Source organism: Nocardioides yefusunii (assembly GCF_004014875.1).
GTDB lineage: Bacteria > Actinomycetota > Actinomycetes > Propionibacteriales > Nocardioidaceae > Nocardioides > Nocardioides yefusunii.
Window position 1 is genome coordinate 1323333 of sequence record NZ_CP034929.1, and the last position, 20062, is coordinate 1343394.

The window sequence follows — 20062 nt, forward strand, 5'->3', positions numbered from 1 at the left end:
GCGCCGGATCAGGTCCTGACGGCCGTGTGGCGCACCAGAGCCGTCAGGCCGACGGTCAGTGCACCAGCACCCAGCAGGGCGAAGGCCACCGACGTCGACGCCACCAGCGGCGCGGCGAGGAATGCGGACAGGCCCAGCGTCGTGAACGGGACCAGCAGCCATGCTGCGTAGAGCTCGGCCCGGCGCTCCGGGGGAGCCCACGAGGACATCGCCGCTGCGGAGCCCAGAAGGGTGGCACCCGTTCCGGCTCCCAGTACCACCACCGCCACGAGCGCGAGCACGGGTGAGCCGACGAAACTGCCGACGGCGAGCAACGCCCACCCCGTCACGGCGACCATGCCACCGCCGACCATGGCGCGCCGCGGGGGCCAGGAGCCGCCTGCCATCTGGGCCACGGCGATCGAGAACAGCAGCACCGAGACGAACACTCCGTTGAGAGTGCTGCCCTGCCAGCCCACCGAACGAGCCACCTCGGGGCTGAACGCCCCCATGAGCCCGGTGCACAGGTTGGTGATCGCCACGGCCGCCGCACTCGCCACGAACGGGCGCGCGAGTTCGCGGGGTACCCGGACGCGGCGCACCAGTGGGGCACCCGGGGTGCGTGGCGTCCTGGGGGAGAACGCGGCGAGCACCATCGGCACCAGCACCATCAGCGCAACCACCCAGTACGGGGAGCGCAGCGGGTTCGGCATCTGGTCGGCCACCAGTCCTGCGACCAAGGGACCGAAGGCGACTCCGAGGCTCACTGATGCGGTGTTGAACTGCGAGCCTGCCTCGACGCCCTTCGGGTGGAGCTCCATCAGGGCGGACGCGGCCGCGGTGGAGACCAGGGCGACACCGAGGCCCTGAATGAACCGGCCGACCACCATCACGCCCAAGGAGGGTGCGACGGAGAGCAGCATCAGACCCGTGATCAACACCGTTCCGCCGAACAGGATGGTGCGGCGTCTCCCGATGACGTCGGAGAGTCCGCCGAGCAGAGTCAGGCAGAAGACCACGCCGGCGGGGTAACCGGCGAAGATCAGCGACACTCCGCCGCTGCCGATGTCGAAGAGCTCCTGGTAGTCGGGATACAGAGGGGTGGGCGTGAAACTGGCCAGCATGATGACGCCGGGCGCGATTGCTCCGGCGCTGAGCAGGGCTCGCGTGCCACGGGGGGACGTCGAGGAGGGCCTCATCGGCGCTGGTGCAGGTCGAAGACCGCTCCGTAGGCGGAGACCAGACCCAGACGGGAGACGCCGTCGACGACGTGACGTCCGGTGACCCGTCCGTGGACGCCACCCGCCAGCTGTGCCTCGACCCGATCGAGGTCGTCGACCGCCACGCGTGCGATCACACGGTGCACGGGATCGGGGGAGCGTTCGGAGGTGATCGCCTCGCCGAACTCGAGACGAGCATTGGCGGACGTCGCGCCGCGGTAGAGCGCACCGATGAACCCTTCGCCGGGATCGAGAGCGAGCATGGCCTCCACGCCGGGGCCGTCGAAGCGGCCCACGAAGTACTCCTGGCCGCCCAGGATCTCGCGAGCGAAGGCGCGGGCGTCCTCGAACCGGTCGGTCATGAAGACGGCTGCCGCCACCTCGGAAATGTCCTCGGCCGGTGCCTGGTCCAGGACACATCGGGTGCCGCGGGGACGGTGCTGGACGAAGGCATGCAGGAGGCCTGAGTCATCTTGGATGAGCATCCGCTCACGCACGGGGATCGTGGTGCCGGGCAGCTCGTAGTGGACGGCCTCGGTCACGAACCTCCGGCCCGCGGTGGTGCACCGGTCCTCCACTGCCGCGGCGTCGCGCAGATAGAAGTCCAGTGCGTAGGGCCCGGCGCGGTCGGGGCGTCCAGCGGGGTCGGCGGGGGGTAGGCCGGGGGTGAGGGCGAGGCGAAGTGCGCCGCCCGATGCCCCCGGCTTGGTGAGTAACACCTCTTCGGTGACTGCAGCAGGGAGATCCCACAGCTCTGCCAGGTGGGGGCTGGCGGGGTGGCGGGAGGCAAGGGTGAAGCCCATGAGGTCGCGGTAGAGGTGCAGTGGCTCGTCCAGCGAAGCGACAGGGAGGACCAGCTCGTCGATGCCGTCGAACATCTCAGTAGCTCCTGGGGAGGCCGGCGTCCTCGGCCACGAGGTTGCGGATCATCTCGTTGCTGATCGGACTGAAGAGTTGGAGGCGGGCGTCACGGAAGTACATCTGCATCGACGACTCCTCGGCCAGGCCCATGGCACCCATCACCCGCATGCAGCGGTCGACGATCCGGGCGGTGGTCTCGCTGGCGACGAGCTTGGCCATGCCGGCCGCGGTGATCGCCTCGTGCCCGCTCTCGATGCGGTCCACGACCTGGTCGACGAGGGCGCGGGCGGCCTGTAGTTCGGCCAGGCTGTCGGCGAGGGGATGGGCCACTGCCTGCAGCGAACCGATGGGCGCACCGAAGGCCTCGCGTTCCCCGGCGTAGGTGAGGGCTGCGTCGAGGGCTGCACGACCGATGCCGAGGCTGATTGCTGCGGCCATGACGCGCTCGACGTCGAGTGCCTGCGAAAGCATGCGTAGGCCCTTGCCGCGTTCACCGACCAGGTGGGACTCGGGAGCGACAGCGTCGTCGAGGAAGACTTCGCAGGTGCCGGCCGCACGCATTCCGGCCAGGTGGACGCGCCGGATCTGGACGCCGGGCTGGTCGACGAGGACTGTGATGAGGCTGAGCCCGCGGGCTCTGCGGCCCTCGGGGGCGGGATCGGTGCGCGCCAGGACGTGGATGACGTCGGCTTCCTGGGCGAGGGAGATCCAGGTCTTCTGGCCGTCCAGATGCCACTGTCCGTCCCGGAGCTCGGCCCGGGTGCGCAGCGCGAGCAGGTCGGTGCCGACGCCTGGTTCGGAGAGGCCGAAGCTTCCGATGGACGCCCCTGACGCAACCCGGGGGAGCGCCTCCGAGATCGAACCGCAGGCGGGGTCGGCGAGCATCCGCATCGCCATGCCGCTGAGAACGTGGTCGACGGAGAGGCTGGGTAGGCGCCGGGCGATCTCCTCGGTGACCGCCACCGCGTCGCCGACGGTGCCGCCGCTGCCGCCCAGTGCTTCGTCGGCGCCGATGCCGAGCAGTCCTGCGGCTCCGAGCGCCTCCCAGGTCGGCCTCGGAAAGGTGCCGGTCCGGTCGTGCTCCAGGGCCTCCTGCGGTGTCAGGTGGCGGTCGAGAATCTCGGTCACCAGGGCGCGCAGGGCAGCGCGGTCCTCGCTCTCGAGGAGGGGCCGGGTAGTCAGCATGGCAGTTCTCCGTCAACGCTCTGGATCGGGGAGGTTACGCGTCTGATGAACACGAAACATAACGATCGTTCGCCTTACACGCTAGGCAAAACGCGTCTGGGTGGTGCTCGATTCGCTGAGATTCAACAGAGATTCAAAAATCTTCCGAACAATTGTTCTGAAACCGTTGTTCGTGTGGCCGGGCTCACATACGTTTACGTCCGACATATACGAGCGGCCTCCGGGCCGGAGCACTTGATTTGGAGTCGACATGCGTTCACGAGTGATGCGTCGCGTCGCAGGAGTGGCCACGATGGCCCTTGCTGCTTCGGCCCTGGTGGCCTGTGGTGGTTCCGGTGACACTGCCGCCGACAAGGGTGCCGACGGCACCCTGACCCTCGCGTGGAGTTCCACCCCGACCCAGCTCGACCCCAACGTCTACACCGGCCTCAGCTGGGTGCACGCGGTCGACGGGTTCATGGAGAACCTGGTTGAGTACGACACCTCCAAGGCCTCCGACGACGCCGTCCTGGGCGTCGACGCCGTCAAGCCGGGTCTCGCGGAATCGTGGGAGATCAGCGAGGACGGCCTGCAGTACACCTTCAAGCTCCGCGAGGGCGTGAAGTCGCAGTACGGCAACGTGCTCAGCGCCGACGACGTCATGTGGTCCTTCGAGCGCATGTACTCCAACCCGGCAGCACTGTCCTCGGGTGTCCTGCTGAAGTCGGCCAACGTCGACCCGGACGAGCCGGTCACCAAGATCGACGACCTCACCGTGCGGGTCAACCTGCTCAAGCCGTCCGCGATCGCGCTCTCCGTCCTGGCCTACCCGGTCGACGGCATCCTCGACTCCGTCGAGGCGAAGAAGCACGCCACCGCCGACGACGAGTGGGCCGGCAAGTGGCTCGCCAACAACTCCGCCTCCTTCGGTGCCTATAAGTTGAAGACGCTCGACCCGGGCAAGGAGATCCGTCTCGAGTACAACGAGAACTACTACGGCGAGAAGCCGGAGATCACCGAGATCATCGCCAAGGCCGTGCCGGATGCGTCGGCCCGCGCCCAGCTGCTGATGTCGGGTGACGTCGACGCGATCACCGAGCCCCCGCTCGACCAGCTGAAGAAGATCGACGAGAGCGCCAACGCCGTCGTCTCGATCCAGCCCGACTCCAACCGTCACAACATCTCGTTCAACCTGGGCGACAAGAAGGTGGCCGACGCGCGCGTCCGCAAGGCGATCAGCCACGCGATCAACCGCGAGGAGATCGCAGCCTCCATCTACCAGGGCTACGCCGAGCCGGCCCACTCCCCGCAGGCCTCGGGCCTCCTCGCGGGCCAGCCCGAGACCGGCAAGTACGACCCCGAACTCGCCAAGAAGCTGCTCGCCGAGGCAGGGTACGCATCCGGCCTCGACATCGAACTCTCCTTCTCGACGGCCCGCCCCGGCCCGTTCGCGGAGAACCTCGCCCGCCTCGTGCAGTCCGACCTCAAGGCCGTCGGCGTCAACGCCACCGTCAAGGCCGTCCCGTCGCCGGCCGACTTCGAGGCAGCCGTCGCCGAGCGCACCATGCCGGCCTACCTCTACACCGAGCGCCCGTCGCAGCCCGACCTCGGCTTCTCGCTGTTCCTCTACCTGCACAGCGGATCCGCGCTCAACAAGATCGGCTACGCCAACGACGAGTTCGACTCGATCATCAACAAGGTGCTGATCACCGAGGCCGGTCCCGCACGTGACGCCGCAATCGACGAAGCGCTGCAGATCGTCGTCGACGAGGAGCCGATCATCTCGCTGGTCGAGGTCCCCGACCTCGTCGGCATGAGCGACGACCTCGAGGGCTACGTGTCGCTGCCCACCGGTGGCATGAAGTTCGACGAACTCAAGCGAGGCTGACCCATGGCCCTGGCTCCGGTGAAGGGCGCCGTACTGCGCACCCCGCGAGGGGTGAACGCGCCGTGGCGCCTCGTCCTCGGACGCCTCGGGTTCCTCGTGGCCGCACTCTTCGGGGTGATGACGCTGTCCTTCCTCCTGGTCAGCGTCACCCCCGGAGATCCGGCCCGTCTGATCGCCGGCCCGTTGGCCAGCGACTCCCAGGTTGAGGCGATCGAGACCGAACTCGGTCTCGATCGCCCCCTGGGGGAGCGCTACGTCGACTACGTGTCCGGTCTGGTCAGGGGCGACCTGGGTGTCTCCTACTACTCCAAGCAGCCGATCGTCGACGAGATCGCCTCGAAGCTTCCCGCCACGCTCACCCTCGTCCTGCTGTCGGTCGTGCTCGCTGCGGTGATCGGTGTGCTCGTCGGTTCTGTCGGCGCCTACTTCCGTGGACGCTGGCCCGACTCCGTCGGCCGCCTCTTCACGGGCATCTTCCAAGCCGTCCCGGACTTCTTCCTCGGCCTGATCCTGATCTACCTCCTCTTCTTCGTGGCCGGCATCGCGCCGGCACCGGCCGGGCAGCTGGCCTTCTCCGAGAGCCCGCCGCCCAAGGTCACCGGCGCGATCCCGATCGACGCCCTGATCGCAGGCGACATGGCGCTCTTCGCCTCATCCCTGCAACACCTCGTGCTGCCGGTCCTGACTCTGGGACTCGTCTACGCGGCCTACTTCGCCAAGACCGCCCGCACCACCGTCGGCCGTGCCCTGAACTCTCAGCAGGTGCACTTCGCCCGCGCCATGGGGCTCAAGGAACGCACCGTCCTGCGGTACGCCTTCGTCGAGTCGCGCACCACCATCGTCACCTACGCAGGCGTCATCTTCGCCGCCCTGCTCGGTGGCGAAGCGATCGTCGAGAAGGTCTTCGCCTGGGACGGCATCGGCACCTGGGCGCTCAACGGAATCCTCCGCCTCGACCTCCCGGTCGTCCAGGGCATGGTCCTCGTGGCCGGTGCCCTGACCCTGATCACCTACACGCTGCTCGACATCGTCGTCGGGCTCCTGGACCCGAGGATCAAGCATGCCTGACGTCTTCGCGGCCCCGAAGGGGCGACAGCTACGCCGAATCGTCACCGAGAACAAGGGGGCGACCGTCGGGGTCACCTTCATCATCGGTCTGCTCCTGGCGAGCCTCTTCGCGCCCCTCCCGTACGACCCCACCGCCACGGACGGTTCTAGTTCCCTCCAGGGCCTCAGCGGCGCGCACTGGTTCGGCACCGACGGCACCGGCGCGGACGTCTTTTCCCGCGTCATCGACGCCGCCCAGATCGACCTCTCGCTCGCCCTGGCCGGAACCCTGCTCTCCCTGGCGGTGGGTCTGCCCCTGGGGCTGATGGCGTCCGGCAAGGGCCGGGGGAGCGAATGGCTGGTCCGTGGCCTCGACGCCTTCCAGGCGTTCCCGCTGCTGATCCTCGCTCTGGCGCTCGTCTCCCTGTCGGGCAACCGCCTCTACATGGTGGTGGTGGCCATCGCCCTCATCAACGTTCCTCGCTACATCCGGCTCATGCGCAGCGAGATCCTGTCGCTGCGCGAGAGCCGATTCATCGAGGCCGCGATCGCGATGGGGGCCAAGCCCAGCCGAATCACGTTCCGGCACCTGCTCCCCAACGTGTGGGGCATCGTGCTGGTGCAGACCTCGCTCACCATCGCCAACGCGATCGTCGTGATCGCCTCGCTCTCCTTCCTCGGCGTGGGCGTCGCGGCCCCGACTCCCTCGTGGGGCGGAATGATCCGCGACGGTGCCGGCAACATGGCGTCCGGGGAGTGGTGGATCGCAGGCTTCGCCGGCATCGCAGTGCTCCTCTGCGTGCTCGCCTTCAACCAGCTCGCCGACGCGATCGGTGACCGCACCGCGAGGACCTACCGATGAGTGAAACCACCTCCACCACCGTCCCCTCAGCGCCCGAGACGGTGCTCGACGTCCGCAACCTGGCCGTCTCCATCAGGACCCCCGACGGCGTCGTCAACCCCGTCAAGGGTGTCGACTTCTCGGTCCGCAAGGGCGAGATCGTCGGTGTGGTCGGCGAGTCCGGCTGCGGCAAGTCGACCACCATCAAGGGTGTGCTCAACCTGCTCGGTCCCAACAGCACGGTCACCGCCGACCGGATCGAGTTGGCCGGGCACGGAGACATCGCCGGCTACTCGAGCAAGCAGATGCAGAAGGTGCGTGGGCGCGCCGTCGGATTCGTCGCCCAGAACCCGTTCGGTTCGCTCAACCCGATCTACACGATCGAACGCCAGTTCTTCGAGCTGCAGAAGGCGCACGGTACGAAGGTGCCGCGCAAGGAATCTCGCAAGATCGCCCTGGCGATGCTCGACGGCGTCGGGATCGTGCGTCCCGAACGGGTGCTGGACGGGTACGCCCACCAGCTCTCGGGCGGCATGGCCCAGCGCGTCGTCATCGCGTTGGCCACTACCTTGTCACCTCCGCTCCTCTTCGCCGACGAGCCCACCACCGGCCTCGACGCGACCGTTCAGGCGCAGATCCTCGACCTCATCTCGTCGAAGGTCCGCGAGGAGGGACGCTCGATGCTGCTGGTCACCCACGACCTCGGCGTCATCGCGCAGTACTGCCAGCGCGTCGTCGTCATGTACGGCGGTGAGGTGGTCGAGGAGGGCACCGTGCACGACGTCATGGTCACGCCGCAGCACCCCTACAGCCAGAAGCTCATCGGATCCGTTCCCAAGCCGGGGGAGAAGCTGAATGTCGCTCGTTGAGATCTCCGAGGTCGTCAAGACCTTCGCCGCCCGCCAGCGCGGCGCCGAGCCCGTCCAGGCGCTCAAGGGCGTCAGCCTGAGCGTGGACGAAGGCGAGACCGTTGCCGTCATCGGCGAATCGGGCTCGGGCAAGTCGACCCTGGGCAAGGCAGCCCTGCGTCTGCTCGACGTCGACTCCGGCACCATCACCGTCGCCGGTGACGAGATCGGTGCGCTGGACGCCAAGCGTCTGCGGGCCAAGCGCGCAGACATGCAGGTCGTCTTCCAAGAACCGTTCGAGTCGCTCAACCCGCGGCTCGCCATCGGTTCGATCATCGCGGAGCCGCTGCAGATCCACCGCCCCGACCTCAGTACCACCGAGATCCGCTCCCAGGTGGTCCAGATGCTCGACAAGGTGGGCCTGCCCGAGTCGTCCGCGACGCGTCTGCCCGGAGAACTCTCCGGTGGCCAGCAACAGCGCGTCGGCATCGCCCGCGCCGTCATCACCCGTCCCCGGTTCCTGGTGCTCGACGAGCCCACCAGCTCGCTCGACCTCTCCATCCGGGCACAGGTGCTGGCTCTGCTGGCCGAGCTGCAGGAGGAGTCGCGGATGGCGTACCTGTTCGTCTCCCACGACATGCACACCGTCGAGTGGATCAGCGACCGGATCGCGGTCATGTACCTCGGTGAGATCGTCGAGACGGCCCCCACCCGGCAGCTCTTCGACGCTCCCGGTCACGAGTACACCCGGACGCTGCTCTCGGCCCGGCTCTCCGCCGACCCCCGCGAACGTCACGCCTACAAGGCGTTCAGCGGCGACACCACTGTCCGTCAGGCGAGCACCGCGTGAATGCCTCCGTCGTCGATACGGCAGCCCTGGAGTGGGTCAACGGTGCGGACGTGTTCGCCACGATGGATCCCGCATTCCGCGACAACATCGGCACCGACGAAGCCTCAGCGTTGGCGTTGCTGGCCACGTACCATGCCAAGTGTCTCTGGAAGGATGAGTCGACCGGACGCCGGATCGACCACATCCGGTGCGAAGCCGGCTACCGGGACCTGTCGGAGGCCTACCACGACTCCGTCGAGGAGTGCCTGGTGCTGGGCGGCTCGGTGGAGCTGACCGCGGAGGGCTGGTTCGAGCCGGGGGACTACTTCTGGCGTCCGCCGGGCTGGGTCCACTCCGCGCAGAGCCCCAGGGGCTTCGAGGCCGTCCTGATGATGGAAGGTACCCAGCCGTGTGAGGGATCCCTCCACGTCAGCCGTGTGGTGCGACCCGACGCCGACGCCGGACAGCACGTCGCAGTGGCCGACCCCGTCGGTCCCCGCGGCTACGTCCGACGGGCGGAGTCACGCCACATGCCGTGGCGCGCCCACGACGATTCCGGGACACTGTTGGGTGCTGCAGGGCTTGAGTCCAAGGTGCTCAGCGACAACCCGGAGACCGGCACCGAGACCTCACTGGTGCGCTTCGTGGCCGGCACGGCGGCCACACCTCAGGCCGGCCCGCATGAACGATTCGTGGTGATCGTCGACGGCGAAGTCGTCCTCGACGACGGCCGTCGCCTCGGCGCAGGTTCGCTGCTCCGAGCGGCCGGTGGGGAAGAGCTGCCTGCCTTCGCTGCCCCCGACACAGTCGTGGCCATGGTCAAGACCTGCCCTGCACAGCACACCGCTGCGCCGCCCAAGGAGTTGTGATGAAGTCCGGGTACGTTGACGGCCCCTGGGGCCAGATCCACTACCGCAGCAGCGGAATCCGCGGCCCATGGGTGGTTCTCTTCCACGAGTCGCCGCTCTCCTCGGTCGTCTGGGAGAAGGTCATGTCGCACCTCGGCGACGGCGTGCGCGTCATCGCCTTCGACACCCCCGGCTACGGGGCGTCGAATGCTCCGGCCGGGCCCGACACCGAGATCCCGGAGTACGCGGCTGTGCTCGCAGCAGCCACCCTCGACCTCGGTGTCACCGACCCGGTCTTCTGCGGCCTCCACACCGGCGCATCGATCGCCATCGAGGCAGCACGGCTCTTCGGCGAACGTTGCCCGGGCGTCGTCCTCAGCGGCGTCGCCCTCTACGACGCCGAGGAACGCGCCGAACACCTGGCCAACTGGGCGCCCGACGTCGAGAAGACGATGCACGGCGATCAGTTCTCGTGGGCAGTCGAACGCTATCGACGCATCTGGCCCGGTCTCGACGAGGAGATGCTGCACCTGGCATCGCTCGAGGCGCTCCGCGTGCTACCGCGCTATCACTGGGGGTACCGCGCTGCGTTCCGCCACGACCCCGCCGAGTCACTGGCCGCCCTCGACGTCCCCGTACTGCTGCTCGACGCGGAGTTCGACCTGCTCGCCGACAAGGACGCCGTCGCACTGGCCACCGCGAAGGACGCTCGACTCGTCGTCCTGCCCGGGCTCCACGGCCAACCACACCTGCGCGCGCCCGCTGAGTACGCCCAGCACCTGCGTACCTTCGTCGACAAGGTCGCCCGATGACCGTGGTGCTGCGCGAGGTCCGTGACCAGGTCATGTACCTGACCCTCCACGGCCCCGAGACGCTCAACAGCATGACGCCCGAGGCGATGACCGGTTTCGAGGAAGCACTCGACGAGGCCGAGGCTGACACCTCGTTGCGAGCGGTGCTGATCACCGCGTCCGGCGAGCGCGCTTTCAGCGTGGGCATCGACATCACCTTTCTGGGGGAGTGCTTCGGGGATCCCCAAGGCGTCTTCCTGCCCTATCTGGACCGCTTCCACGCAGTCCTGCGGCGCATCGAACTGCTTCCGGTGCCGGTCGTGACGGCGGTCAACGGACTGGCTCGCGCCGGTGGCTTCGAGATCATCCTGGCCAGCGACCTCGTGGTGGTCGCGGAGGAAGCGAAGATCGGTGACATTCACCTGCAGTTCGGCGTGCCGCCCGGTGCCGGTGCCAGCCAGCGGGCCGCCCGCAAGCTGGGCGACCAGAAGGCCAAGGCGCTGATGCTCACGTCGAAGTGGCTCGACGCCGCCACCGCCGTGGCGTGGGGGCTCGCGTTGGAAGCCGTCCCGCGGACTCACCTCATGGCTGCTGCCGAGGCCCTCGTCGACACGCTGCGTGGCCTCTCCCGACCCGGAATCGCGGCCACCAAGCTGACCGTCGCGGCAGCTCAGGACCTTTCGCTGGCCGATGGTCTGGCTTACGAGCGGAAGATCTTCGCGAAGTTCCTCACGAGTGAGGGCGCAGCGGAGGGATATCTGGCCTTCGTGGAGAAACGTGAACCGAGATGGGAAGACGCTGATGTCAGCCACCTACGTTGAGACCGATTCCGTCCAGGTCGACGCCGACCTCGTGAGCACCGTCGTGGGGCGCGGTGGATACACCCACCCGCTCTTCGACGTCGCCACCCACGGCGAGTCCACACCGCTCCCCGGCCAGGGCGTCCTGCTGCTGGCCGGCGGACTCGTCGAACAGTCTGGCGTGCTCGACGACGCCGTCGCACTGCTGGAGATGAAGTCGGTCCGATTCACCCAGATGGTCCGCGCCGGCGACACCCTGCGGGTCCGGGTGACGCCCGGCTCCCACCGTGCCACCAGCAGCGGCAAGCACGTCCAGGAGTTCGCCTGGCAGATCGTCGTCGTCGCGTCCCCTCACGGCGTCGACACGGTGGCCGAGGCGGACATCGTCATGTTGATGAACACACCCGTCCCAGGAGTCTGAGTGTCCCTGAAACTGAACATGGCCAACGGCGTGCGCGAGTTCGCTCGCTCCGCCCCGCACCGGATCGCCGCCGTCGAAGGCGACCGGAGCCTGAGTTTCGCAGCGATGGACGACCGGTCCAGCCGCCTCGCCCAGGGCGTCCTCGCGCTGGGCTGCGGACCGGAGAAGCCGGTCGCGGTGCTCGCCGGCAACCGGATCGAGTACTTCGAGATCATGACGGCCATGGCCAAGGCCGGTGTGCCCGTGGTGCCGCTCAACTCGCGCAACTCCAGCCTCGACAACGAGTTCATCGTCGCCCACTCGGGTGCACGGGTCCTGATCGTCGACCCGGCGCTCGCCCACAACGCCTCGACGTTCATCGAGTCGATGGACGCCGTGATCGCGTTCGCCGGGTCGGGCGCGGGCGACGTCGGTCGTGACTACGAACTGTTCCTCGACACCCAGCGTGCCGTCGACCCGAAGGCGCAGGTCGGTGACGACGACGTCTTCTGCATCACCTACACCTCAGGGACCACAGGCCGCCCCAAGGGCGTCGTCCTGACCCACAGGGGCCGACTCCTCACCGCCTACGGTGCCGCGATCGAGTACGGACTCGGGCCTGGCAAGCAGACCATGGCCGTGGCGCCGCTCTACCACGGTGCCGGATTCTCGTTCGGCTTCGCCGGCCCCCAGTTGGGCGGTCAGGTGACGGTCCAGACGAAATGGGACCCCGAGGAGTTCCTGTCGCTGCTGCAGTCCTCGCGCACGTCGACGGTCTTCCTGGTTCCCACCCATGCGCAGCAGATCCGGCGGATCGTCGAGGAGCCCGCTGGTGCTTACGACCTGTCGGCGCTGGAGACCCTCTACTTCAACGCCGCCGCATTGCCGGTCGAGCTGAAGGAATGGGTGCACCAGGCGTTCCCCGGGGTGGGCATCCACGAGCTGTACGGCTCCACCGAGTGTTCCCTGGTGACCGACCTGCGCCCCGAGGACTCGATGCGCAAGGCCGGATCGGTGGGCCACCCGTGGTTCATGAACGAGGTCAAGCTCCTCGACGACGACCGCAACCCGGTCGCGCCGGGTGAACCCGGTGAACTGTGGGCTCGTTCGCCGATGCTGATGAAGGAGTACCTCAACAACCCCGAGGCGACCGCCGAGGCCACCGACGACGAAGGATTCATCAGTGTCGGTGACGTCGCCGTGGCCGACGAGGAGGGCTTCATCTCGATCGTGGACCGCAAGAAGGACATGATCATCGCCGGAGGCGTGAACATCTTCCCGCGCGAGATCGAAGAGGTCATCGGACGTCACCCTTCGGTCGACGAGGTCGCCGTGGTCGGCGTCCCCGACGAGACATACGGCGAACGGATCGCCGCGTTCGTGGTGCCCACCGCCGGCGCAGTCGTGGACGTCGAGGCACTCCAGCAGCACGTCGCCGCTGGGGTCGCGAAGTTCAAGCTGCCCCGTGAGTGGCACACCCTCGACGCATTGCCCCGCAACGCCGGCGGAAAGGTGCTCAAGCGCGTCATCCAGGACGACTACGTCGCTGCCCGCATCGAGCCCGCCTGACCCGGAACATCCCCCCCGATCGCCAGGAGTACGCCGATGGCACGCCCCACCTCGCTCGACCTGACCGACCTCTCCGACGCGGGCCAGCGGTGGCGTCGAGTCCCGATGGACGGTGCCAACGTCGGCATCGACGTCGTTCCGCTCGCCTCGCACCCCGACGACTTCGTGATCCTGGCGAGATTCCCCGCCGGGTTCGAACGTCCGGTGGCCGGGGGGTACAACGCCGCGGAGACCTTCCTGGTCCTCGACGGAGAGCTCCAGCTCAACGGGACGACCGTGCGTCGCGGGGACCTCACCCACGTCCCGGCAGAGATCGTGCGCAACGGCATGTCGACCGCCGGCGGTTGCACGGCGCTGGCCTGGTTCTCCGGTCCGGCGACGTTCCTCACGCCCGACGAACTCGGCGAGTGCACGTTGGCCGTCAGCACTGAACGCGTCGACGACACCACGCCGACCGGAGCCGTCCTGGCCACTCCCGAGGCCCACTGGACGTTGGCCGCAGGCGCTCAGGGAGAGTGCGTCGACGTGGGCCTCACCCGGTGGACCGTCGAGGCTGCCCCCGCCGTCGGTGAAGGTGCCTCGTTGGTGCGGACGCGGCGATGATCGCGCCCCACGACTGGCGAGGTCAGGAAGGGCTCTACGGCGGCAAGGTCGTCGCGATGCTCGCCGACCTCCTCACCGCGACCGACGTCGGTGACCGGCTGGCCCTGGCATCGGTGTGGGCCGAGTTCACCGGCGCTGTGGTTCCGGGGGAGACCGAGGGCACCGTCGAGGTGCTGCACCGGGGGCGCAGCACCGCTCTGGTGCGGGCGGCCCTGCGACAGGACGGCCGCGCCAAGGCCAGCGCTGTGGCCAAGTTCGCCGCCGCGGGCCAGGGCGACAAGCTCTCCCCCCGGACGTTGCCGCCGGCACCTCCGGCGGCCGACGTCGTCGACTACGACGCCCCGTGGGGCCACCTGCCCTACGACCCGAAGCTGCAGCTCAAGGTGATCGACCAGGAGACCCGCGACGGCGTCCTCACCACCCGTGCCTGGCTACGGGTGCGTCCCGGCCATGGTGACGACCTCGGGGAGGGCGGTGTCGAAGCGGTCCTTCTCGACCTGCTGCCGCCGGGCCTCTTCGCCCTGGAGGACAAGCCAGCCTTCGTCCCGACGGTCGACTTCGCCATGCACCTCAATCCTTCGCACCGGGCCGAGGCCGGACGGTGGTACTGGGGCGAGATGCGCACCGAGTGGTCCGACGGCGCGTTCTGCTGCGACACCGGCGAGATCCGTACCACTGAGGGGGCCTTCGTGGCGCGTGGTACCCAGAACCGGCGCGTCGTCGACGCGTTGTGACGGTGCCGGAGACCACGCGCATCTGCCCGGTCACCCCGAGGGGTGACCGGGCAGATGCCTTCAGACCTTGGGGATCACTTCTTGATCCGGAACACCACAGAAGCGGGGGCGCTGGAACCGGTGTTGTTGACTGCCCGGACGGTGACCTTGGCCCGGCCGCTGCGCAGCTTGGAGGTGGAGAACTTCATCGACCGCACCGACGAGCGGATGGTCCGGTTCGAGGTCACCTTGCCCTTCTGGGAGACGGTGATGCGGTAGCGGAGTACAGGAGCACCCTTCACCGCGGCCGGGGCACGCCAGGAGACCGTGCGGGTGCGAGCTCGCGTCTTGCCGTTGACCTTGACCTTGGAGACCTTGCCCGGGGCCTTCGCCACCGGCTCGGCGGGCCGGACAGGAGCGATGGGACGGGCCGTGGGGTCGAACGAACGCCACGTGGCCAGGTCGTTGATGTTGCCCTTGCCGCTCCAGCGCGGGACCAGCGGGAACGGGTACAGCGGCCGGGTGGCAGCCTTCGTGGCACCGGTCAGGTTCCGGGCAACGAACGCGTGCGGAGCCTTGCCGTTCTCCACCCAGTCGTGCAGTTCCAGGGTCGGGTCCAAGGGCAGAGCACTGTGGCCGAGGCCCGGAACGGTGTAGAAGCGCAGGAACTCGTCGGTGGTGGCCTTGCCCATGTGGGCGACCAGACGTGCGTGGTAGTCGAGGGTGAAGGCTGGCACGACGGACTGGTCCGACCATCCCTGGAACAGGAGCAGCTTGCCGCCGGCGCGGTGGAAGGTGCTCAGATCGGTGTTGGTGGAGGTGTAGAACTGCTCCATGAAGCCCAAGCGGGCGGGGTCGGTGTCCCAGTCGAACTGGTCGGGAGTCCAGTCCTCCGGCAGGTCGTCCTCGAACGCGGCGTCACGGGTGAAGGACTTGCCGAACGACGTGTAGACGGACTCGGCAGCACCGTCGGCCTGGATGTAGTTGTTGCGCCAGTTGAGCTCCGAACCCAGCTCGGGGCCACCCGGAGTGAGTGCCTTGCCACTGGAGTCGCGAGGTCCGTCGTAGATGAGCTGGGCCACGGCAGCCTTGGCGGGGCTCAGGCGGGACTGGGACGCCTTGAAATTACATGCGCGAGGGTCTTCGATCAGGCCGTCGGTGAGGCCGTCCTTCGGGTCGCAGTAGGCGATCACGTCAGCGTGCAGGATCTCCGCGTCCGCGTTGGTCATGATCGGCTCGCCCTGGGCGTCGAGGTTCGCACCCGCACTCCACAACAGGTGCAGGGTGCCGATGGAGGTCTCGTTGCTGGCCGGGTAGAGCGCGATGATGCCGTCGTAGTCGTAGGGATAGCGCTGGGCGCCGACGAGAGCCTGACGGCCTCCCGTCGAACCGCCGTAGAAGTACGAGTGCGACGGGCGGGCTCCGTAGGCAGCTTTCGTGAGGTTCTTGGCGATCACGGTCGCCTCGTGCGTCGCGCGGTAGGAGAAGTCGATCTCCGCCTCGCGATTGTTGCGCGCCCATGCGAAGGAGAGCGAGCCGTAGGAGTGGGTCACCATGTCGGTGGTCGCCACGACGTGCCCGCGCGCCAGCCACGTCGGGTCGGGGCCGATCAGGGATCCGCAGGATCCGCCGCATCCACGGAAGTACATGCGGCCGTCGTGGCCGGCGGTGGGCAGATTGACACGGAACGTCGCCAGACCGCCTGCCTTGTTGGTGACGGTGCCGGTCACACGGCAGTGCTCCGGCATGGTGCCCGCGGCCGTGATGATCTCGGCGGAGGTGATTCTGGCGCCGCTGACGGACGGGTCCTCGTGGGAGAGAAGTGCGACGCATGCGTCGCTCGACAGCGTGGTGGTGGCCGGCGTGGCGACGGCCGTGCTGGTGGCACTGAGAGCGAACGTACCGCTCAGGGCCAGGGTCAAGGACGTGAGTGGGGCGAGCCATCTTCGAGACATGTCAACTCCTGTCGCAGACCCCTCGGCGAGGGGAGGTGGCGTCACCCTAGGAACGCGCGGACCCGCCTGCGAAGTGCAAAGTACGGACTTTCGTGGCGCCCAGCGAAGGGCGAGAATGAGTGGTCCGGCGGCCGTGTTCCGAGGGTTCTGGGAGCGATCGGATGAGCCGCGTCGGGTGGCAGCCGCTCCGGGTCCGCAGCGTCGCGGACCAGGTGGCCGATGCGTTGCGCGGAGAACTCCGGGAACGCGCCCGTGTCGGGGCTCTCAAGCTCCCCCCGGAGACCGAACTTGCCGAGCAGCTGGGCATCAGCCGCGGATCTCTCCGACTGGCCCTGCGACGTCTCGCGGCCGAAGGCATTGTCGAGTCCCGTCGTGGGGCCCGCGGGGGGACGTTCGTGGTCGACACCAGCCCGGCCCGCGCAGCTGACCCGGATGCAGAAGCAGTCACGGTCGACGCGGCCATGGCCGGACGGATGGCCCTTGAGGTCTCGGCGGTGCGGGCCGCAGCCGTCGATCCACGGGTGGCCGACCGCTGGAACGAACTGGTCGACGACGAGCGCTACTCCTTCGAACGCAACCGCGCCTTCCACGAGAGCCTCCTGCGGGCCACCGGCGGTCCGTTGTGGACCCGTATGGCGGAACCGTGGTTCGAATGGGCCCTCGTCGTCCAGGCGCGCCATCCCGAACCGCCGTGCGGCACGAAAGTCCGCGACGACCACCGGGAGATCGTCGACGCCGTCAGAGCCTGCGACGCCGACCTCGCCGGCGAGGCGATGATCCGGCACCTGAAATGGGTGGGGGAGACCTACCGGGGGTGAGGAACGCTCAGGCAGGCGTGAGGCCTGTCATCCGGCTCACGATCCACAGGATCTGGTCGGCCACCTCGTCGTGGGTGGCACCCGGGTGCGGCCGCACCCGGTTGGCGTTGTCACAGAGCGTCAGCACGGCGCGCGACAGGGGATAGGCGTTCTCCTCGCCGCCCAAGGACGCGATCAGCGACTCCACGTAGCCGTAGTACATGAGTCGGCCGACCCGGAAGGACTCCCGAGCCGATTCGTCGAGGGCGTCGTTCGTTCCCAGACCGCCGAAGGCGGCCTGCCATCCGAGACCGCGCGAGCCGTTCTCCAACTGCCATGACACGTGCCGGCGCACCAACGTCTCGAACTGCTCGCGGTGCGACATCTCCGGTGTCAGGGTCGCCGACAGATGGGCGAGGAACTCCTGCAGGATGTCACGCAGGCCCTCCTCCAGAATCTGCTGCTTCCCTTGGGGAAAGTGTCCGTACATGCTGCCGGCCTGGACGCCCACCTCAGCCGCGATGGCACGCATCGACGTGCCGCCGTACCCGAGCTGGGTGAAGAGAACCATCGCCTTCTGCACGATGGTGCGGCGGGTTCCCTCGGGGTCGGGAAGACGATTGTCGCGGACGTGAACGATCAGGCTCAGCAGGTGCGATTCCGGGGAGCGACGTTCGGGCATGGGGAGATTCTAGGGCCGAGAGGGCGCCTGTGTGACCACCTCGTCCGAACGACCGTTAGCCGTCGGAGACGTTCGTCAGTACCGGTCTGTCAGGGGTTGGTCAGCACCTCGGCGCCGTCCTTGGTGACGAGCAGCGTGTGCTCGAACTGCGCTGAACGCTTCTTGTCCTTGGTGGTGACGGTCCAGCCGTCGGGCCACATGTCCCACTCGTGGGTGCCGAGGTTGAGCATCGGCTCGATCGTGAAGGTCATCCCGACCTCGATCGTGTCGGCGTAGTGGTCCTGGTCGTAGTGCGGGATCACGAGTCCGGAGTGGAACGACGTGCCGATGCCGTGGCCAGTGAAGTCACGCACGACTCCGTAGTTGAAGCGCTTGGCGTACGCCTCGATGACGCGACCGATCACGTTGATCTGGCGGCCCGGCTTCACGGCCTTGATCGCGCGGTCCAGCGAGATCTTGGTGCGCTCGACCAGCAGGCGCGACTCCTCGTCGGGTTCGCCGGCGAAGAACATCGCGTTGGTGTCGCCGTGGACGCCGTGGATGAACGCGGTGATGTCGATGTTGACGATGTCGCCGTCCTCGAGGACGCGCGCGTCGGGGATGCCGTGGCAGATGACCTCGTTGACCGAGGAGCACAGCGACTTCGAGAAGCCGCGGTAGCCCAGCGTCGAGGGGTAGGCGCCGTGGTCGCAGAGGAACTCGTGACCGATCCGGTCGAGCTCGTCCGTGGTGACGCCGGGAGCGACGGCCTTGCCCACCTCCTCGCGGGCCTGGGCGGCCAGCTTGCCGGCGATCCGCATCTTCTCGATCGTCTCGGCGTCCTTCACCTCGCGGCCGGTGAACTTGGCCGGGGCCGGCTTGTCGACGTACTCGGGGCGCTCGATGGCGGCCGGGACGGAACGACGGGGGGAGATGGCATGCGCGACGACGTGACTCACGCCTCCCATTCTAGGGAGGTGTGCCCCGGACGCGGAGCCAGCGCACCGCCCGCGCTGGTGTCGGGCGCGGTAGCGTGCCGGTCATGGGCATCTTCACGCGCAAGCAGGAGTTCTGGTGGTGCTTCAAGCACGAGGCCGTCGAGCCCCGCAACGGCTGCAAGAACGCTGACCGTTTCGGCCCCTACGCGAGCGAGGCCGAGGCCGCGCGGGCCCTGGAGATCGTCGCCGAACGCAACGACGAGTGGGCCAACGACCCCAACTGGAACGACGACGCTCCCGGCGACGACGGCGCTGAGCAGCGCGGCAACGACGAAGGCCCCGACACCGCCCGGTGAGGGTCGCCGTCGAGGCCTGTCGTCAGCGCTCAGCAGCGGCGCAGATCAGAACTGGTGTTCCTCGCCCGGGAACGTACGGGCCTTGACGTCGTCGCGGTACGCCTTGGCGCCTTCGAGCAGGACGCCGTGCAGGTCCGCGTACTGCTTCACGAACCGGGGCATCTTGCCGGTACGGATCCCGAACGCGTCGGTCCACACCAGCACCTGGCCGTCGCAGCCGTTGCCGGCACCGATGCCGATGGTCGGGATGGCGAGTTCTTCGGAGATCTCACGCGCGATGTCGGCCGGGACCATCTCCATCACGACCATGAACGCTCCGGCAGCCTGGACCGCGCGGGCGTCGGCCTTGAGGCGCTCCGCGGCGTCGCCGCGACCCTGCACGCGGTAGCCGCCCAGGGTGTGCTCGCTCTGCGGGGTGAAACCGATGTGGGCGATGACGGGGACTCCGCCCTGGACGCACTTGGTGATGACCGGGGCCATCTCCTCGCCGCCTTCGAGCTTCACGCAGTGCGCGCCACCCTCCTTCATGAACCGCACGGCCGTCAGGTAACCCTGCTCGGGCGAGGCCTGGTACGAGCCGAACGGGAGGTCGCCGACCACCATCGCGCGCTTGGCGGACTTGGCCACCGCACGGGTCAACGGCAGCAGTTCGTCGACGGTGACCGGCAGTGAGGTCTCGTTGCCGAAGACGTTGTTGGACGCCGAGTCGCCGACGAGCAGCATCTCGATGCCGGCCTCGTCGAAGATCGCAGCGGTGTACATGTCATAGGCGGTGAGCATCGTGATCGGCTCGCCGCGCTCCTTCATCTCCCGCAGGTGATGGGTACGGATCTTCTTCACCGCCGAGGTGGGGGAGGGGGCGGCGGCGCCGGAGCCGTACGGGGCGGTCTCTTCGCTCATGGGGCTCTCCTGTGGAACAGATCTCGCAGCTCCCTGATGGAGTCCACGGACAGG

21 protein-coding genes are annotated in these 20062 nt (G+C 68.1%); 14 read left to right on the forward strand and 7 right to left on the reverse strand.

Annotation, left to right across the window (positions count from 1 at the left end; genetic code table 11):
* Positions 1-8: 8 nt before the first annotated feature.
* The 3 genes from EOV43_RS05990 to EOV43_RS05995 all read right to left on the reverse strand — a co-directional run bounded on the left by EOV43_RS05990 (position 9) and on the right by EOV43_RS05995 (position 3245).
* A complete protein-coding gene (locus EOV43_RS05990) occupies positions 9-1103 on the reverse strand; it encodes an MFS transporter (protein WP_164878791.1) in 1095 nt (364 codons plus the stop codon).
* 71 nt (positions 1104-1174) lie between these two features.
* The gene (locus EOV43_RS15380) at positions 1175-2077 is read right to left on the reverse strand and encodes a VOC family protein (protein WP_164878790.1); all 903 of its coding nucleotides are present in this window, start codon (positions 2075-2077) and stop codon (positions 1175-1177) included.
* A gap of 1 nt (position 2078) precedes the next feature.
* Positions 2079-3245, reverse strand: coding sequence for an acyl-CoA dehydrogenase family protein (locus tag EOV43_RS05995; RefSeq protein WP_128220140.1), 1167 nt, complete (start codon positions 3243-3245; stop codon positions 2079-2081).
* Positions 3246-3495: 250 nt separating this feature from the next.
* Between EOV43_RS05995 and EOV43_RS06000 the strand changes: the two genes are divergently transcribed.
* From EOV43_RS06000 to EOV43_RS06055, 12 genes are read left to right on the forward strand one after another with little or no spacing between them, the layout of a single operon-like run.
* A complete protein-coding gene (locus EOV43_RS06000) occupies positions 3496-5112 on the forward strand; it encodes an ABC transporter substrate-binding protein (RefSeq protein ID WP_128220142.1) in 1617 nt (538 codons plus the stop codon).
* Positions 5113-5115: 3 nt separating this feature from the next.
* Positions 5116-6180 (forward strand): ABC transporter permease, encoded by a 1065-nt coding sequence (locus EOV43_RS06005; protein WP_128220144.1) that lies wholly within the window; start codon positions 5116-5118, stop codon positions 6178-6180.
* Positions 6173-7021: an ABC transporter permease gene (locus EOV43_RS06010; RefSeq protein WP_128220146.1), complete on the forward strand. Its 849-nt coding sequence runs from the start codon at positions 6173-6175 to the stop codon at positions 7019-7021. Before EOV43_RS06005 ends, EOV43_RS06010 begins: the two co-directional genes overlap by 8 nt.
* Positions 7018-7869, forward strand: coding sequence for an ABC transporter ATP-binding protein (locus EOV43_RS06015; protein WP_128220148.1), 852 nt, complete (start codon positions 7018-7020; stop codon positions 7867-7869). Before EOV43_RS06010 ends, EOV43_RS06015 begins: the two co-directional genes overlap by 4 nt.
* Positions 7856-8698, forward strand: a complete 843-nt coding sequence (locus EOV43_RS06020) for an ATP-binding cassette domain-containing protein (RefSeq protein WP_128220150.1) — start codon at positions 7856-7858, stop codon at positions 8696-8698. The genes EOV43_RS06015 and EOV43_RS06020 overlap by 14 nt, the downstream gene beginning before the upstream one ends.
* Positions 8695-9546, forward strand: a complete 852-nt coding sequence (locus EOV43_RS06025) for a cupin domain-containing protein (protein WP_128220152.1) — start codon at positions 8695-8697, stop codon at positions 9544-9546. The genes EOV43_RS06020 and EOV43_RS06025 overlap by 4 nt, the downstream gene beginning before the upstream one ends.
* A complete protein-coding gene (locus tag EOV43_RS06030; protein WP_128220154.1) occupies positions 9546-10337 on the forward strand; it encodes an alpha/beta fold hydrolase in 792 nt (263 codons plus the stop codon). Before EOV43_RS06025 ends, EOV43_RS06030 begins: the two co-directional genes overlap by 1 nt.
* Positions 10334-11137, forward strand: coding sequence for an enoyl-CoA hydratase/isomerase family protein (locus EOV43_RS06035; RefSeq protein WP_128220156.1), 804 nt, complete (start codon positions 10334-10336; stop codon positions 11135-11137). The genes EOV43_RS06030 and EOV43_RS06035 overlap by 4 nt, the downstream gene beginning before the upstream one ends.
* A complete protein-coding gene (locus tag EOV43_RS06040) occupies positions 11118-11537 on the forward strand; it encodes a hotdog family protein (protein WP_164878789.1) in 420 nt (139 codons plus the stop codon). Before EOV43_RS06035 ends, EOV43_RS06040 begins: the two co-directional genes overlap by 20 nt.
* Positions 11538-13085: a class I adenylate-forming enzyme family protein gene (locus EOV43_RS06045; RefSeq protein ID WP_206611403.1), complete on the forward strand. Its 1548-nt coding sequence runs from the start codon at positions 11538-11540 to the stop codon at positions 13083-13085.
* Positions 13086-13121: 36 nt separating this feature from the next.
* On the forward strand, positions 13122-13688 hold the full coding sequence (locus EOV43_RS06050; protein WP_128220160.1) for a pirin family protein: 567 nt from the start codon (positions 13122-13124) through the stop codon (positions 13686-13688).
* Positions 13685-14422, forward strand: coding sequence for a thioesterase family protein (locus EOV43_RS06055; RefSeq protein WP_128220162.1), 738 nt, complete (start codon positions 13685-13687; stop codon positions 14420-14422). Before EOV43_RS06050 ends, EOV43_RS06055 begins: the two co-directional genes overlap by 4 nt.
* Before the next feature lie 74 nt (positions 14423-14496).
* On the opposite strand, the gene EOV43_RS06060 is transcribed toward EOV43_RS06055, so the two are convergent.
* Positions 14497-16356 carry a tannase/feruloyl esterase family alpha/beta hydrolase gene (locus EOV43_RS06060; RefSeq protein WP_128220164.1) on the reverse strand — a complete coding sequence of 620 codons (1860 nt, stop codon included), beginning with the start codon at positions 16354-16356 and terminating at the stop codon, positions 14497-14499.
* A 161-nt stretch (positions 16357-16517) separates the two neighbouring features.
* On the opposite strand from EOV43_RS06060, the gene EOV43_RS06065 reads away from it, so the two are divergent.
* Positions 16518-17174: a FadR/GntR family transcriptional regulator gene (locus tag EOV43_RS06065; protein ID WP_128220166.1), complete on the forward strand. Its 657-nt coding sequence runs from the start codon at positions 16518-16520 to the stop codon at positions 17172-17174.
* Positions 17175-17181: 7 nt separating this feature from the next.
* Here EOV43_RS06065 and EOV43_RS06070 read toward each other — a convergent pair whose 3' ends face one another.
* Together EOV43_RS06070 and map are read right to left on the reverse strand one after the other, a co-directional pair.
* Complete coding sequence (locus EOV43_RS06070) at positions 17182-17835, reverse strand: TetR/AcrR family transcriptional regulator (RefSeq protein WP_128220168.1); 654 nt, start codon at positions 17833-17835, stop codon at positions 17182-17184.
* Between the two features lie 89 nt (positions 17836-17924).
* Positions 17925-18782 (reverse strand): type I methionyl aminopeptidase, encoded by an 858-nt coding sequence (gene map / locus EOV43_RS06075; RefSeq protein WP_128220170.1) that lies wholly within the window; start codon positions 18780-18782, stop codon positions 17925-17927.
* A gap of 74 nt (positions 18783-18856) precedes the next feature.
* On the opposite strand from map, the gene EOV43_RS06080 reads away from it, so the two are divergent.
* Complete coding sequence (locus EOV43_RS06080; protein WP_128220172.1) at positions 18857-19108, forward strand: hypothetical protein; 252 nt, start codon at positions 18857-18859, stop codon at positions 19106-19108.
* A 45-nt stretch (positions 19109-19153) separates the two neighbouring features.
* On the opposite strand, the gene panB is transcribed toward EOV43_RS06080, so the two are convergent.
* Positions 19154-20008: a 3-methyl-2-oxobutanoate hydroxymethyltransferase gene (gene panB / locus EOV43_RS06085; RefSeq protein WP_128220174.1), complete on the reverse strand. Its 855-nt coding sequence runs from the start codon at positions 20006-20008 to the stop codon at positions 19154-19156.
* Positions 20009-20062 lie beyond the last annotated feature (54 nt).